This window comes from Bacillus manliponensis (assembly GCF_000712595.1).
Taxonomy (GTDB): Bacteria; Bacillota; Bacilli; order Bacillales; family Bacillaceae_G; genus Bacillus_A; species Bacillus_A manliponensis.
The window spans coordinates 205,097-220,658 of the sequence record NZ_JOTN01000001.1 but is presented as its reverse complement, the minus strand read 5'-3'; the positions used below and the strand labels follow the sequence as shown (position 1 = coordinate 220,658).

Genomic DNA, 15,562 nt, shown 5'->3' with positions numbered 1-15,562 from the left:
GTTTTGTGTTGTATTTGGAAAAATATGATTGATTTACGTATAATAAAAGCAAAAAGTAGGGGGCACATATATGGAACAAAAGTTTACAGTTCAATCATTTTGGAACAAGGTGAAAAGTGTAGCAAAAAAAGCAGGACATTCAGTTATATATGCAAGTCTACTACTGTTTTATGTCTTACAGCGAAAAGATGTCCCAAAACGTGTAAAAGTGACAATTATCGGAGCTCTTGCTTATTTTATTACACCGATAGACGCGATTCCTGATATGATTGTAGGTCTTGGGTATACGGATGACTTAGGTGCATTAACTGCGGCTCTCGTACAAGTTGCGATGTACGTAAATGAAGACGTAAAGGAACAAGCACGCACGAAACTTGCAGAATGGTTTGGTACAGATGTGGATACGTCACTTATTGATCAACAATTAGATCAATGATGTTCAGTTTGGACATTGGATCGAGTGAAGGAAGTGCACTATGCCATCAGGGAAAACACATACAAAAATTAACTTGCTTTCTCTTCCAATCGTATTGCTTATACTCATTTTGTATGGGTTAACAACGCTTGATTTTTTACTTACATTTGCAATTGGTTTTCTTGTCGGAACATTCTTTTTAACACCGGACTTGGATATTCACAGTTCAGCCTATAAAAAATGGGGGATTCTTCGTATTTTTTGGTATCCATATCAAGTGGTGATGCCACATCGTTCACCGTTAACACATACAATTATTATCGGTGACCTCATACGCCTTCTTTATATGCTCATTGTATTTTCACCTTTTTTATACGTATTAAATGTAACAATATTAGAGGGAAGATTACTAGAGTTAGCAAAGGCGCATGAAGTGGCACTTATTACGTTTGTTATGGGCGTAATTGTAGCCAGTACATTACATATTGTAGCAGACTATATTAGTACGAGAAAAAAGAGGAAGAAGCGCCGAAGAAGAAAGAGATAAAGTGAAACTTCATTCAGGAGGGCAGAGCCCCTCTGAGTATCAGCCCGCAAATAGTGGGATAAGAAACACTCGCGAAATGCGAGTGTTTTTTATCAAACGTTTGTTTAAATGAGGAATTAGTAACAATATTGAAAAAATATCTTTTTGGACGGGGAAAGATATGGTAAAGTATAATTAACATTTCTTCTTGAAAACGGTTTCTATAATCGTTTTTTTATTTTGTTATAAAGGTATGATGACCGGATGGCCTTATGATGAAGAGAAGAAATATAAAAATAGGGGATAACATAATAGAAGGGGAGATGAGTGATGGGGACATGGGTACAAGTGTATGATCCATTTCATAACATTTGGCTTTCGGCAGCAGTAGCACTAATTCCAATTGTTTTTTTCTTTTTAGCGCTTGCTGTGTTTCGTATGAAAGGACATACAGCAGGATTTATTACAGTTTTATTAACCGTATTAATTGCTATTTTTGTATATAAGATGCCATTTACAATGGCGATGGCAGCAACGGGATACGGCTTTGCATATGGACTTTGGCCAATTGCTTGGATTATTATTACATCAGTATTTTTATATAAAATTTCTGTAAAGACCGGGCAGTTTGATATGATTCGTTCATCTGTGTTAGCAATTACAAATGATCATCGTTTACTTGTCATTTTAATTGGATTTTCATTTGGGGCTTTTTTAGAAGGAGCGGCAGGGTTTGGTGCGCCGGTAGCGATTACAGCAGCGCTTCTTGCCGGGCTTGGATTAAATCCATTATACGCAGCTGGACTTTGTTTAATTGCGAATACAGCACCGGTAGCGTTTGGAGCAATGGGGATTCCGATTACAGTAGCTGGCCAAGTGACAGGTATTGATGCACATAAAATTGGTCAAATGGCAGGGCACCAATTGCCATTCCTTTCTTTATTTGTACCATTTTTTATCGTTTTTTTAATGGATGGATTAAAAGGTGTAAAACAAACGTGGCCAGCTTTATTTGTTGCTGGTGGATCGTTTGCGATTACGCAGTTCATTACAGCAACGTTTCTTGGACCGGAGTTACCGGACATCACATCCGCACTTGTAAGTTTAGTAAGTTTAGCGCTATTTTTGAAAGTATGGCAGCCAAAGGAGATTTATCAGTCAAAACAAGCAAATGGAGAGGTTGCAGCAACGACGGAAATACCTCAAGCAGGAAGCTTAACATTTGGAAAGATTGTAAAAGCTTGGTCGCCGTTTATTGTGGTGACTATTATGGTTGTAATTTGGAGTCAAAAGTTCTTTAAAACATTATTTATGCCAGGCGGTGCATTAGAAAGTCTCGTCTTTAAGTTCGAAGTACCAGTCTTGCATAATTTAGTGATGAAGGCGGAGCCAATTGTAAATGAGCCAACGCCTTATGAAGCAATTTTAAAATTAGATATTCTTTCGGCAACAGGAACGGCAATCTTAATTGCGTGCTTTATTTCAATTTTTTTACTAAAGATGAGTGCCAAGCAAGCGGCTGAAACATTTAAAGAAACGTTACAGGAATTAAAAATGCCAATCTTATCAATTGGACTTGTACTTGGCTTTGCGTTTATCGCGAACTATTCTGGTTTGTCGTCTACGTTAGCGTTAGCACTGGCGGGAACAGGTAGTTTATTCCCATTCTTCTCACCATTCCTTGGCTGGATCGGTGTATTTTTAACAGGTTCTGATACGTCAGCAAATGCGTTATTTGCAAATTTACAAGCAATTACAGCTCAGCAAATTGGTGTTAGTGAAGTATTACTTGTTGCTGCAAATACAACGGGTGGTGTAACTGGTAAAATGATTTCACCGCAATCAATCGCAATTGCATGTGCAGCGGTTGGACTTGCTGGAAAAGAGTCAGATTTATTCCGTTTTACAGTTAAGCATAGTCTTTTCTTTGTAACTATTGTAGGTATTATGACATACGTACAGGCATATTATTTAACGTGGATGATTCCATAAAGTTAAAAAACAGAAAATAAAAATGGTTTGCATTTTTCGAATTATGATGTATGATGAGAAAGTATGAAAAATGAATACAGTATGAAACTAGGGGTGCCCATGCAAATTGGGCTGAGAGAGAAGTGTAATAACTTCTTAACCCTTTGGACCTGATCTGGCTCGTACCAGCGTGGGGAAGTTAACGGCTTTACATAATGATGTCTTATTGAGCCAGGTCCTTATTTACGTATGGACCTGGCTTTTTTGTTTGTCTAAAGAAAAGCGGTGGTGGCTCGTTCAGCTCTGATTGGCTAAGGTTCTTTCGCACAGAAAGTGTTCCTTACTTTCTCGTGCGGAAGGTTCTTAGACGCAAAGGGCTAGCCACTTAACTTTAGACAAAAAAGCTTAACCGACTGTTGCGAGAGGGAGAAGGACGGATATTCAAACAAAAGGGGAGGCATCAAGCAATGAAACAAACAGTTTCAGCTGAGCAAATTGAATTGAAGTCAAGTTTACCAGGGAGCAAAAAAGTATATGTAGAAGGAACACGCAGTGATATGAAAATACCGATGCGTGAGATTTCACAAAGTGAAACAAATGGTGTTCCGAATCCATCAGTACGTGTATATGATACAAGTGGTCCCTATACGGATCCGGAATTTAAAGTAGAACTGGAAAAAGGGATTCCAGCACCAAGACGTGATTGGATTATTGAACGCGGTGATGTTGAAGAGTATGAAGGACGAGACATTAAGCCTGAAGATGATGGGATAAAGGCAGCATCTAATCATACGCCAGTATTTCCGCAAATGGGACGTAAACCACTTCGGGCAAAGCAAGGTGAAAATGTGACACAAATGCATTATGCACGAAAGGGAATTGTGACGTCTGAAATGGAGTATGTTGCGATTCGAGAAGGTGTAGATGCAGAATTTGTTCGAAAAGAAATTGCAGAGGGCCGTGCGATTTTACCAGTGAACATTAACCACCCGGAAGCAGAACCGATGATTATTGGACGGAATTTCCATGTGAAAGTAAATGCGAACATTGGAAATTCAGCGGTAACTTCCTCTATTGCTGAGGAAGTTGAGAAAATGACGTGGGCAACGCGCTGGGGTGCTGATACAATTATGGACCTTTCTACAGGGAAAAATATTCATACAACACGCGAATGGATTATTCGTAATGCACCTGTGCCAGTTGGAACAGTTCCAATTTATCAAGCGCTTGAAAAAGTAAATGGGATTGCTGAAAACTTAACGTGGGACGTGTACCGTGATACGTTAATTGAGCAGGCAGAACAAGGTGTAGATTACTTTACGATTCATGCTGGTGTATTACTTCGCTATATTCCGTTAACGGCAAAGCGTGTAACGGGAATTGTGTCACGAGGCGGTTCTATTATGGCGCAGTGGTGTTTATTCCATCATAAGGAAAACTTTTTATATACACACTTTGAAGAAATTTGTGAAATTATGAAGCAATATGATGTGTCCTTCTCACTTGGAGATGGATTGCGCCCAGGTTCAATTGCTGATGCAAACGATGAGGCACAGTTTGCAGAGCTTGAAACGCTTGGTGAGTTAACAAAAATTGCATGGAAGCATGATGTTCAAGTTATGATTGAGGGACCAGGTCATGTACCGATGCACTTAATTAAAGAAAATGTAGAGAAAGAAATTGAAATTTGCCACGGTGCCCCTTTCTATACGTTAGGGCCGCTTACGACAGATATCGCACCAGGTTATGACCACATTACATCGGCAATTGGTGCCGCAATGATTGGTTGGTTTGGAACGTCGATGCTATGCTATGTAACGCCAAAAGAGCACTTAGGGTTACCGAATAAAGATGATGTGCGTGAAGGAGTAATTACTTATAAAATCGCGGCACATGCAGCTGACCTTGCAAAGGGTCATAAAACTGCGCATCAACGTGACGATGCATTATCGAAAGCACGTTTTGAATTCCGTTGGCGCGATCAATTTAATTTATCACTAGATCCAGAGCGTGCGATGGAATATCATGATGAAACATTGCCAGCTGAAGGCGCAAAAACTGCCCATTTTTGCTCTATGTGTGGGCCGAAGTTTTGCAGTATGAGAATTTCGCACGACATTCGCGAGTACGCGAAAGAGAATGATTTAGAGACGACAGAAGCGATTGAACAAGGAATGAAAGAAAAGGCCGAAGAGTTTAAAGAAACGGGCCGCCGTTTATATCAGTAAAAGTTATTCCTCTCTATAATGATGTGTACCTAACTTAACATATATAGAAATCCCCTCGTCCGGATAAACGAGGGGATTTTTCGTTTACTTTTCTTTTAAAAACGTCCGGTCTTTTAGGAACAAATTCCAGAAGAAGATAAAGCCTGGAAGTAAAATCGCGATGCCGACTGCGTACAAAATGAGTAGGGCATAAAATGTTTCTGTCGTTGTAAAGCTTGTATATACAGTCACATCTGGATAAATGATGTACGGCAAATGAGCAGCGCCATATGCGTAGCTTGCAAATCCGTATTGTGCGACAACTGCTAGTACAGCCACTCGTGGCCAGCCAAGTCCGCCATGTTTTTTATTTGTCCACCATAGTGAAGAATAGCCTATAACAAAGCATAGTAAGGAGATGGCGAACCATGGGAATTGTTTTAGTAATCCTTCCAGGAGCCAGCTTGATTCTGGGTTCATCACTGCAAGAGCAACGATGGCAGTTACAAGTGTTGCGGGTCCAAGTAAGATTGCACACTTTCGATATAGTCGATATGTGTCTTCTGATTTTTGCTCTCGCGCAAAGTCGGCAAGAAACAGTGCTGATAAAAATAATTCAGAAGTGAGCCCAAATAGCATATACCAATAGATAACAGGGCTGGATAATAATTTTCCATATAGAAGTGTCTCTTCTCCATTTTCAATAGAAATAAATCCACCTTCTGTAACAGGTAACACTGTAATTAAAAGTGCCGGAACTAACAAGCCGGTAATACCTGAAATGATACGCATTGTTCGCTCATACTTTGGAAGGGAGTAGGCAAATACCATAAACGTACTACGAATGGCAACGAGCACAAGAATTAATGTGACAGGTACAAACATTACAGTTGCAAGTGTGAAAGTAGCCTTTGGAAAGAAACCTAAAAACGCTACAACAACGAAAACAAGAAATGTATTTGTTACCTCCCATGTTGGTGATAAGTAACGATTAGCTAATTTACTTGCAAGAGTTGGATGTTTAGCAAACGCCATGCCCCAAAATCCCGCACCAAAATCAATAGAACCTAAAATACTATAGACGAATACCAATGCCCATAAAATAAGGATGGCAATACTCGCTTCATGCATGTGACTCACCTCCACCTTTATTTAAATCATTTACAAGTGGATGACGTTTAAAGAATGTGCGCAGAACAAAAATTGTTAAAGCACCAAGGAAAATGTACAACAAGACAAAGACAATAAATAACGGGCCAACAAAATCAGCACGTGTTGCGGCATCCATCGTGCGCTGCATCCCATAAATTGTCCAAGGTTGGCGGCCGCTACAGCTGAAAATCCAGCCAAATTCAATGCCGAGCATCATAATTGGTCCACAAGCAGCAATCGTCCAAAGAAGCCACTTCGGAAAATGTGCCCCTTTCTTCTTATAAATAAAGAACCAATATGCAAGTGCAAGAGCGGCAATGAAAAATGTATATGCTGCTGTGCCAACCATTAAATTGAAAAAGACATGTGTATAAAATGGTGGCCATGTTTCTTCTGGGAACTCTTCTAATCCTTTTACAACAGTATCAGGGGAGAAATCGACTAACATACTGAGCATGGCAGGGATTTCAAGACCATATACCATTTCATGTGTATTTGGATCAACAATGCCGCCAATTGTAAGCGGAGCATGGGACTGTGTTTCAAATAAACCTTCAGCTGCCGCTAGCTTTTCAGGTGAATGTTCATGAAGGGCAACAGCAGAAGAATGACCAGACATCCACATAATGGCACCTGTAATAAAAGTGACTGTTAATCCTAAAAATAGCCCTTTTTTATGGTAAGCAATTTCTCTTTCACTACTTCGTTTTAATAGTTTAAAGCCTGCAATCGAAGCGATAACAGCGGCCCCTGTTGCATAAGCAGTAATGACAACATGAAAAGAACTGGTGAAAAAGCTTGGATTAAAGAATGCTTTCCAAGGGTCCACATTATAAACAGAGCCATCTGGGTTCATAGAAAAGCCAGCAGGTGTATTCATCCACGTATTCGCTGATGTAATAAGTACCGCAGAAGCTGTAGCGCCGAGCATAACAAAAAAGAGCGAAATTAATCGCATAACAGGTGGTAACTTATCGGCTGCATATACGTAAATGGACATAAATAACGCTTCTAAAAAGAAGGCGAAAATCTCAATTTGGAACGGAACGGAAATAACTTGTCCGACAATTTTTGCAAAACCTGGCCAAAGTAAGGAAATTTGCACACCAACAATCGTTCCAGTTGGAATGGCAACGCCGAGAAGAATAGCAAAAGCTTTCGTCCATCTTTTTGCCATTACCGCATAATCAGAATCTTTCTTTACTTGATATAACACTTCGCTTATAAAAATCATTAAAGAAAGTCCGATACCGAGTGTCGCGAAAATGATATGAAATGCTAACGATGAACCGAAGAAAGCTCGCGATAATGTAACAGTATCCATATATTTACTCCTCTTCTTTTTGCCATTATTTTCTTACTGATAGATAGATTTTATTCAAAAAAAATCCAAAAAATATATATGTATTTTTAGAGGGATTATGATAATATAATGTTGAAATATTCTAAAAAATAAAAAACCGTCTTTTTTAGGGTTGAATAGAGCTCCCGGCGGAGTGTAGAAACGGTCAGAGCCTTTTTTAGCCGCGACCGAGTAATAGGATAAAAGATTAGAAATAAAGGTAGATAATTAGAATTTCCTTTTGTGTTTTCAGCGGTGGATGAGCTGTGTGAGACGCAAAGTGAATGTATATAGAAAGAATTTATTATTTTGTTGTGTTTTTTGAAAAAGTCTTTTATAATAATCTAGCGAACACAAGTTCTGTTTTCGGTAATCAATGATTAAATGGAAGAGTTCTCATGAAACGGAGGGAAGTTTTCATGTATCCTGAAGTCATTAAAAAAATGGCATTTTCAAAAGAACATAAAGACTTACTATTAAAATTGTACAATAAAGAAATTACACGTCAGGAATATGATCGTCTTGTACAAACTTTATATCGACCAACAAAAGAAAGTGTATAAGTAGATAAAATAGAGGGAAGAAAGGGAAAGGTAATCCGTAAGAGGGTTACCTTTTTTATTATAGAGAATTTTCTTTTAAAGTTTGAATAGGGGATCTAGCGATGTTTCAGGCGAAAGGAGATTACTTCATTCCACTATTTGCAGGCTGTAAGACTCCAACCTCAAAACTTGAGAGAAAGCGAAGAAGTTTAGGGGGAGAGTAAAAGCCCGATTGGTCGGGCTAACAATCAGCGGGGGATGGAGAAAACCCCGTTGATTGAAGTTTCATTTTATGTGCGTATAACAGTGAAGTAACTGCCTACAATGAAAAAGAAAGTGTATAGTAGAAATAAGGGGGGAATACGTTGAATAAGAAATGGTACATAGCAATTATTGTATTTGTCATCCTTATCGGGAGTGCTGTTTATATTCGTACATATGGAAATGCAACAGAAAAATTTATTATGCGCGATATGCTGAATGAAAATGGAACGTTAGCAACATATCGGTTAGAGAGTGAAGAAGGTGGTACAGATATTGCTGCAGGGCGTGAAGCTTTATCGGAATCTGCCGGCCTTTGGTTACAATATGCACTCGATAAGAAGGACCAATCGTTATTTGATGAGCAGATGAAAGTGATTCAATCTGAGTTTTTAGATAAGACAAATATCGTGTTATGGAAAATTGAGCCTTCTGGCGAAAGGCAAACGAGGACAAATGCTCTTATTGATGATTTACGTATCATTGAGCAACTTTATAGAGCGTATGAATTGTATGATGAAAATCGTTATAAACAGCTTGCTGATCGTATTAGTGATGCGGTTTTGCAACATAACAAAAAAGGACGATTCTTTGTCGATTACTATGATGCAGAAGCTAAGGTAAGTAATGAGACGTTAACGACTTCATATGTAAATCCAAAAGCATTCTTTTATATGAAGAAGTACGGGAAAATTACGGAGGAAGATTATAATGAGGTTGTTCAGTTTTTAGCTGATTACCCAAGGCATGGCTGGGCATTCCCAAAAACGTATGAAAAGGATGGTTCATTCACATATGATAAAGAAGTGAATCTTATTGACCAATCTTACGTTGCATACCACCGTAGTCTAGCTGGATTAAAGTCTGACGCGTATTTGAAGTTTTTAAAACAAACGTTTGAACAAGAAGGAAAATTATATGGAAGATATCATTTGGAGAGTGGAAAACCAGCTGCTTCATTTGAATCACCGGCTGCTTACGGTTTAACAATTTTATATTTATTAGAAGAAGATGAAACAGCATTTGCAAATGAATTGTATGATAGAATGACGATGTTTCGAAATGATTGGTTGTGGAGTCGCTTTTATGGCGGATATGTAACAGGAAAAGAGAAAGATACACATATTTTTGATAATGTACTTCCTTTGTTAGCGGAAACTGAAATGTAAAGAGGGTGCTAAACTTGGCACCCTCTTTATATTTATTAAGCAATTTGTTTTTTCAGCCAGTTCTTACCTTCTACAAAACGAGCTGTTAACACAGCACAAGCGTTGTCACCTGTCGCGTTTAACATTGTAGCAGGTGGATCGATAATGGTACTAATTGCTGCGATGATTGGAAGAGCTTCTGGTGGGAAGCCGTATAGAGAAAGAATTAACATTTCACCAATCATACCGCCGCCTGGGATTGCACCCATTACAGTTCCAACTAACATGGAAACAACAATTGCGATTGCGATTGTTTTCGGATCTGTAAATTGCATGTTAAATACTCCAAATAAAAATGCAATTTTAATAACGCCACCTAAAACAGAACCATCTTTATGAAGTGTTGAACCAAGTAGGACAACAGTTTCACGAATATCAGAAGAAATACCCATCTTCTTTGTCGCTTCTAAGTTTGCTGGAATACTTGCGGCACTACTACAAGTTGCAAGTGATGTTACTGTAGGAGACACCATGTTCTTCCAAAATACTTTCACACCTTGTTTACGTCCTGCGACATATGCATACAGTGTAAAGAAGACGATGAAATATACGATTGCGGCTGTGTAGTAAATAACAGACGCGCGGAAGTATGTTCCAAGTAATTGTGGTCCGAACTCACCAACTAGTGCTGCGAAATATGCACCAAGACCGATTGGAGCATAGTACATAATGTACGATACAACTTTCATTGAAATTTCTGCACCAGATTTTAAGAATGCTGCAAATGGTTTTCCTTTTTCACCGCTCGTAGAAGTTGCGATACCCATTAAAATAGAGAAGAAAATAAGGGCAAGCATGTTTTGACGAGATAGCAAGTCAGCAAAGTCAGAAACAGTGAAAATACCAACGATTTGGTCAGCTACACTAATGGTTTCTGCTTGTTCTGGTTTTGCCATTTCAATAACAGCACCTTGAGCAGGTGGGAAAATAAGTACAACAGCAATCATAAATACTGCAGCAAGGAATCCTGTTACTAAAAACGTTCCAATCATGCTAGAGATAATTTTTCCGAAACGTTTTAATCCATCCATATTCGCAATCGATGATGCGATGCTAAAGAATACAAGTGGTACAACAATTGTAAACATTAAGTTTAAGAAAATGTCGCCAAATGGTTTTAACATTACCGCGTCAGCGCCCATGAAATAACCTATAATACCACCAATTAGGATGGAAGATAATAAAATAAGTGAAAAGCGATAGGCTTTCATATAAATACCCTCCAGTTAAAAAGTCATACTGCCCCATTATACAGATTTGTTCTTCTATTTTCTAGGAAGATTATAAAGTAAAAAAAGAAGGAAAACTCATTATTTTTTGTTATATGTATAATTTTTATATACTAATTTTGCATATCCAACTTAACTGTTTCAAACGCCCGTATATAAGAATGGAAATGTACGCACTTCATCCATCTGTTGTAACTTGGCGCGCGGTAGGGAAAGGTGCACATGGAGGGACCTACTGTTCTACCAAAAAAGAAAGTGGGTTCGTTCTTTAACTTGTATTTATATATAAATTTCGTAACTACTAAGACCTACACTGAATTTAAAAGTTTGGTAAAGGGGATTATCCAAGTGAACAAATTGCTGCTATGAAGATAAAAATTGCCCTACACCTTGCTGCTTTCTTTGTTTTCAAACTTTGCACGTGGTAGGAAAAGGAACTGACCGCTTCTATACATCGCCAGTCCCACTGGCCCGTTTTAAAAAAGGATTGTTGTTTTTTATAGAGTAACTGAGTAGTTACTAAATTTCTTCAATACGCTTGTCATATCCTAAGTAATATAGACATATATATTTGTAACCTAGTCATGTACATAAAGTTGATGCTGCTACGATTTTAGCCACCTAAAGAAAAGGGAGGGATTGAATGAATATTTTACTTTGCTGTAATGCTGGTATGTCGACAAGTTTGCTTGTGACAAAAATGGAGAAAGCGGCAGAGGCAAAAGGGGTAGATGCGAAAATTTGGGCTGTATCTCAATCGGAAGTCCATGATCATATCGATGCTGCTCATGTATTACTGCTTGGTCCACAAGTACGCTATTTACTTCCAAAGATGAAAGAGCTTTGTAAAGAAAAAGGTATTCCTGTTGATGTCATTGCCCCGATGCATTATGGGCTTTGCAATGGAGAAGCGGTCTTAGAAGCAGCGCTATCAATGAGAGTATAAGGGAGAGTGGAGAGATGATTGCGTTTTTAGAGAAGTACTTTATGCCGGTGGCAGGAAAAATTGCAGAGCAGCGTCATTTGCAAGCGGTACGAGATGGAATTATTTTAACGATGCCATTTCTCATTATCGGATCTTTCTTCCTCATTATTAGTTCGTTACCGATTAACGGTTATAGTGAGTTTATGGCCAATATATTTGGAGATGGTTGGCAAAAAGCACTAGGGTACCCTGTTAATGCAACATTTGGTATGATGGCATTAATAGCCAGTTTTGGAATCGCTTACAGATTAGCAGAGAAATATAAAGTAGATTCACTGGCAGTTGGAGCGTTATCCGTTGTATCGTTTTTACTTGTAACACCGTTTCAAATTAATTTTTTAGGTGAAGGAATGAAGGAAGCAGCACTTGTTGAAGGTGTGATTCCTGCTGCACTAATGGGAAGTCAAGGTTTGTTTGTGGCGATGATTATAGCTATTATATCTACTGAAATTTATCGATTTGTCGTACAAAAAAAGATTATTATTAAAATGCCAGAAAGTGTGCCACCAGCAGTGACTCGTTCGTTCGCTGCACTTGTGCCAGGGTTTGTTGTCATAACCGTCGTGTGGATTTTACGCTTAATTGTTGAAAATACTTCGTTTGAAAGCATGCACAATATCGTTGGACAGCTACTGCAAGAGCCATTAAGTGCGCTTGGAGCAAGTTTATTTGGAGCAATTATTGCTGTACTTCTTATTCATTTATTATGGGCGTGTGGAATTCATGGGATGGCCATTGTTGGTGGGGTTATGAGCCCAATTTGGTTATCGTTAATGGATCAAAACCGCGTTGCTTATCAAGCTGGAGAAGAGTTACCAAACACAGTTACAGCACAGTTCTTTGACTTATGGATCTTTATGGGTGGATCAGGGGTAACACTTGCACTTGTGTTTGCAATGCTCCTTTTTGCGCGTAGCCAGCAGCTGAAGAGTTTAAGTAGGCTTTCCATTGGACCGGGTCTTTTCAATATTAATGAAATGGTAACGTTTGGTATGCCAATCGTATTAAATCCACTTCTTCTTGTTCCATTCATTCTTACACCAGTTGTCTTAACAATTATTTCATACTTTGCGATGGAATGGGGGCTCGTTGCAAGACCAAGCGGAGTTGCCGTGCCGTGGACAACACCAATCTTTATTAGCGGTTACTTAGCATCAGGTGGCAAGATTTCTGCTGTTGTATTGCAGCTTGTTAACTTCGCGGTAGCATTTTGTATCTACTTACCATTCTTGAAAATATGGGATAAACAGAAATTAGAAGAAGAACAAGGAGCGTAAGAAAACATATGAATACGTTAGAAACAATAGCATTTCATTTGATTTTACATGGCGGGAACGCTAGAAGCTGCGCGATGGAAGCCCTTCAGCTCGCAAAGCAAGGAGAATTTAAAGAGGCAGAAATAAAATTACAAGAAGCAGAGAATGAATTAAAAGCAGCGCATAAATTACAAACAGAACTCATTCAAAAAGAAGCTGGCGGAGAAAAAACAGAGCCAACCCTTCTGATGGTGCACGCGCAAGATCATTTAATGAATGCGATGACAGTGAAGGAATTAGTGAATGAGTTCATTCATTTATATAGGAAGGTACTGTAGAAGGGGGAACCCTTCTTTTTTTATTATTTGGAAGTGGTCTATCGGCTATTCTAGTAAGCTAATCGGCTGTTTTACACAATCCAACAAAATCTTCTAAACAAAAACTCCTACTATTCTACAAAACACACATATAGATAACTAAACACAAACTCTATTTCATGCCAATTTGTATCCATTGTGTGTTAAGTTAGCAACACACAATCATTTTTTATGTGACACACAAAATGAAAACGTTAACACACAACGAAAACAGTCGAAAAAAGGCCTTTATTAAAGCGGTTTCAAAAAGTTGGCACGGTACTTGCATTAATAAAAGGTGTACAAATAAAAAAAGAAATGATTACTCATAGGGGGATTTTCACATGAATATTTTACTTTGTTGCTCAGCAGGGATGTCTACTAGTATGTTAGTTACAAAAATGGAAGCGGCTGCGAAAGCTCGCGGGTTAGAAGGAAAGATTTGGGCTGTATCTGGGGATGCAGTAAAAAACAATATTGATGAAGCCGATGTATTATTATTAGGACCACAAGTTCGTTATATGTTGTCTTCTTTGAAACCGCTTGCAGATGAGAGAAATATCGGCATCGATGTCATTAACGCTATGCATTACGGCATGATGAATGGCGAAGCTGTTCTAGATTATGCTCTTACATTAAAAAAATAATAATTAGGGGGGAGTAAAAAATGCAAAAGTTTATTGCATTCATGGACAAATATGTCGTTCCAGTTGCAGGGAAGATTGGTTCACAGCGTCATTTAGTAGCAGTTCGTGATGGTTTTATCGCAGTTATGCCACTTATTATTATTGGTTCATTGGCAACACTTGTTAATACTTTACCAATTGATGTGTTCCAAAATTTTATGAAAGATCTTTTCGGAGATACTTGGAAACAAATTGGTGGTGGAATGTGGACAGGTTCCTTTGCAATTTTAGCATTACTAGTTGCAATAGGAGTAAGTTATAATTTAGCAAAATCTTACGGGATAGATGCACTATCAGCAGCAATTATTACATTCGGTTCTTTAATTGTCATCTCCCCAACAACGCCAAAAGAAGGCGGTCTTGATTTCGCTTGGACAGGGGCACAAGGGTTATTCGTATCAATTATTACGGCACTTGTTGTAACAGAGTTGTTCCGTTTCTTACTTCAGAAGAACATTACAATTAAAATGCCAGAAAGTGTACCGCCAGCAGTTATTAAGTCGTTTGCGGCATTACTGCCAGCAACAATTATCTTATTTATTGTTGCAAGTATTCAGTTAGCTGTGAAATTAGCAGATACAAGCATTCACCAAATGGTATTTGAAACAATTCAAATGCCGCTGCAAGGTTTAGCGGCAACATTACCAAGTGCAATTATCGTTGCCTTGCTTGTTCACGTATTATGGTTCTTTGGTTTACACGGTCCAAACATTCTTGGTGGTATCATTGATCCAATTTACTTACCAGCTTTAGAGAAAAACATTAAGCAATTTGGTGAAGGTGTTTCTGCATTCGATGTACCATACATTTTCACAAAACCATTCTTTGATGTATTCATTTACATGGGTGGTTCTGGTGCGACGTTAGCATTCTTAGTAGCAATCTTTATTGTAGCGAAAAGCTCACAGCTGCGTGCAATGAACCGTGTATCCTTTACACCTGGTTTATTCAATATTAACGAACCAGTTATTTTCGGTACACCTATTGTATTAAATCCAATTTTATTCATTCCGTTCGTATTTACACCAGTCGTTCTAGTTATTACGACGTATATCGCAATGGCAACTGGCCTTGTACCAAAAACAGTTGCATTAGTGCCTTGGAACATTCCACCAATCTTTAGTGGATACCTTGCAACTGGTGGAAGTATTAGAGGGATTTTATTACAGCTATTCAACTTCACGATTGCAGTTGCAATGTACTTACCGTTCGTATTAATGTGCGATCGCACTTACGTACGTGCTGAGAAGACTGCAAATCAAACAGGAAATGATTCTTCCGTACAAATGTAATTTTTCTTCCTTGCGGATACTCAGCTATTCGCAAGGAACATATCTTGTTCTAGTAAGTGGTAATGCACTGAAAGAACACCGAAAAAGAAAGGCTTTATATGAAAATCGTGAATAAAATGTAGTGTATTTCGAAT

The 15,562-nt window shown here is 38.5% G+C and carries 14 protein-coding genes and 1 riboswitch; of the genes, 11 read left to right on the top strand and 3 right to left on the bottom strand.

The window, feature by feature from the left end; translation table 11 throughout:
* The first annotated feature begins 70 nt into the window (after window positions 1-70).
* The 4 genes from BAMA_RS00970 (at window position 71) to thiC (ending at window position 5,140) form a co-directional block, all read left to right on the top strand.
* Window positions 71-436: a YkvA family protein gene (locus BAMA_RS00970; RefSeq protein WP_034635219.1), complete on the top strand. Its 366-nt coding sequence runs from the start codon at window positions 71-73 to the stop codon at window positions 434-436.
* A gap of 40 nt (window positions 437-476) precedes the next feature.
* On the top strand, window positions 477-962 hold the full coding sequence (locus BAMA_RS00965; RefSeq protein ID WP_034635217.1) for a metal-binding protein: 486 nt from the start codon (window positions 477-479) through the stop codon (window positions 960-962).
* Window positions 963-1,271: 309 nt separating this feature from the next.
* Window positions 1,272-2,933 carry a lactate permease LctP family transporter gene (locus BAMA_RS00960; RefSeq protein ID WP_034635214.1) on the top strand — a complete coding sequence of 554 codons (1,662 nt, stop codon included), beginning with the start codon at window positions 1,272-1,274 and terminating at the stop codon, window positions 2,931-2,933.
* Window positions 2,934-3,012: 79 nt separating this feature from the next.
* A riboswitch (TPP riboswitch) is annotated at window positions 3,013-3,126 on the top strand.
* 253 nt (window positions 3,127-3,379) lie between these two features.
* Window positions 3,380-5,140 carry a phosphomethylpyrimidine synthase ThiC gene (gene thiC, locus BAMA_RS00955; RefSeq protein WP_034635212.1) on the top strand — a complete coding sequence of 587 codons (1,761 nt, stop codon included), beginning with the start codon at window positions 3,380-3,382 and terminating at the stop codon, window positions 5,138-5,140.
* An 84-nt stretch (window positions 5,141-5,224) separates the two neighbouring features.
* Here thiC and BAMA_RS00950 read toward each other — a convergent pair whose 3' ends face one another.
* Entirely contained in the window at window positions 5,225-6,250 is a 1,026-nt protein-coding gene (locus tag BAMA_RS00950; protein WP_034635209.1) for a cytochrome d ubiquinol oxidase subunit II, read from the bottom strand.
* Complete coding sequence (locus BAMA_RS00945) at window positions 6,243-7,595, bottom strand: cytochrome ubiquinol oxidase subunit I (protein WP_034635208.1); 1,353 nt, start codon at window positions 7,593-7,595, stop codon at window positions 6,243-6,245. The genes BAMA_RS00950 and BAMA_RS00945 overlap by 8 nt, the downstream gene beginning before the upstream one ends.
* A 437-nt stretch (window positions 7,596-8,032) precedes the next feature.
* On the opposite strand from BAMA_RS00945, the gene BAMA_RS24845 reads away from it, so the two are divergent.
* Both BAMA_RS24845 and BAMA_RS00940 read left to right on the top strand, forming a co-directional pair.
* A complete protein-coding gene (locus BAMA_RS24845; RefSeq protein ID WP_200874655.1) occupies window positions 8,033-8,176 on the top strand; it encodes a hypothetical protein in 144 nt (47 codons plus the stop codon).
* 344 nt (window positions 8,177-8,520) lie between these two features.
* Window positions 8,521-9,585 (top strand): transcriptional regulator, encoded by a 1,065-nt coding sequence (locus BAMA_RS00940; RefSeq protein WP_034635205.1) that lies wholly within the window; start codon window positions 8,521-8,523, stop codon window positions 9,583-9,585.
* A 35-nt stretch (window positions 9,586-9,620) separates the two neighbouring features.
* Here BAMA_RS00940 and BAMA_RS00935 read toward each other — a convergent pair whose 3' ends face one another.
* Window positions 9,621-10,835, bottom strand: coding sequence for a dicarboxylate/amino acid:cation symporter (locus tag BAMA_RS00935; protein WP_034635202.1), 1,215 nt, complete (start codon window positions 10,833-10,835; stop codon window positions 9,621-9,623).
* A gap of 661 nt (window positions 10,836-11,496) precedes the next feature.
* Here BAMA_RS00935 and BAMA_RS00930 point away from each other — a divergent pair.
* The 5 genes from BAMA_RS00930 (at window position 11,497) to celB (BAMA_RS00910) (ending at window position 15,428) form a co-directional block, all read left to right on the top strand.
* Window positions 11,497-11,799 carry a PTS sugar transporter subunit IIB gene (locus BAMA_RS00930; RefSeq protein WP_034635197.1) on the top strand — a complete coding sequence of 101 codons (303 nt, stop codon included), beginning with the start codon at window positions 11,497-11,499 and terminating at the stop codon, window positions 11,797-11,799.
* A gap of 14 nt (window positions 11,800-11,813) precedes the next feature.
* The gene (gene celB / locus BAMA_RS00925) at window positions 11,814-13,115 is read left to right on the top strand and encodes a PTS cellobiose transporter subunit IIC (RefSeq protein WP_034635195.1); all 1,302 of its coding nucleotides are present in this window, start codon (window positions 11,814-11,816) and stop codon (window positions 13,113-13,115) included.
* Window positions 13,116-13,123: 8 nt separating this feature from the next.
* Window positions 13,124-13,432: a PTS sugar transporter subunit IIA gene (locus BAMA_RS00920; RefSeq protein ID WP_034635187.1), complete on the top strand. Its 309-nt coding sequence runs from the start codon at window positions 13,124-13,126 to the stop codon at window positions 13,430-13,432.
* A gap of 362 nt (window positions 13,433-13,794) precedes the next feature.
* Window positions 13,795-14,097: a PTS sugar transporter subunit IIB gene (locus BAMA_RS00915; RefSeq protein WP_034635176.1), complete on the top strand. Its 303-nt coding sequence runs from the start codon at window positions 13,795-13,797 to the stop codon at window positions 14,095-14,097.
* Between the two features lie 20 nt (window positions 14,098-14,117).
* Entirely contained in the window at window positions 14,118-15,428 is a 1,311-nt protein-coding gene (celB, locus tag BAMA_RS00910) for a PTS cellobiose transporter subunit IIC (RefSeq protein ID WP_034635174.1), read from the top strand.
* Window positions 15,429-15,562 lie beyond the last annotated feature (134 nt).

Coding starts and splice junctions, on each gene's coding strand:
- BAMA_RS00970 (WP_034635219.1), top strand. CDS start 71: ATGGAACAAAAGTTTACAGTTCAATCATTTTGGAACAAGGTGAAAAGT.
- BAMA_RS00965 (WP_034635217.1), top strand. CDS start 477: ATGCCATCAGGGAAAACACATACAAAAATTAACTTGCTTTCTCTTCCA.
- BAMA_RS00960 (WP_034635214.1), top strand. CDS start 1,272: ATGGGGACATGGGTACAAGTGTATGATCCATTTCATAACATTTGGCTT.
- thiC (WP_034635212.1), top strand. CDS start 3,380: ATGAAACAAACAGTTTCAGCTGAGCAAATTGAATTGAAGTCAAGTTTA.
- BAMA_RS00950 (WP_034635209.1), bottom strand. CDS start 6,250: ATGCATGAAGCGAGTATTGCCATCCTTATTTTATGGGCATTGGTATTC.
- BAMA_RS00945 (WP_034635208.1), bottom strand. CDS start 7,595: ATGGATACTGTTACATTATCGCGAGCTTTCTTCGGTTCATCGTTAGCA.
- BAMA_RS24845 (WP_200874655.1), top strand. CDS start 8,033: ATGTATCCTGAAGTCATTAAAAAAATGGCATTTTCAAAAGAACATAAA.
- BAMA_RS00935 (WP_034635202.1), bottom strand. CDS start 10,835: ATGAAAGCCTATCGCTTTTCACTTATTTTATTATCTTCCATCCTAATT.
- BAMA_RS00930 (WP_034635197.1), top strand. CDS start 11,497: ATGAATATTTTACTTTGCTGTAATGCTGGTATGTCGACAAGTTTGCTT.
- celB (WP_034635195.1), top strand. CDS start 11,814: ATGATTGCGTTTTTAGAGAAGTACTTTATGCCGGTGGCAGGAAAAATT.
- BAMA_RS00920 (WP_034635187.1), top strand. CDS start 13,124: ATGAATACGTTAGAAACAATAGCATTTCATTTGATTTTACATGGCGGG.
- BAMA_RS00915 (WP_034635176.1), top strand. CDS start 13,795: ATGAATATTTTACTTTGTTGCTCAGCAGGGATGTCTACTAGTATGTTA.
- celB (WP_034635174.1), top strand. CDS start 14,118: ATGCAAAAGTTTATTGCATTCATGGACAAATATGTCGTTCCAGTTGCA.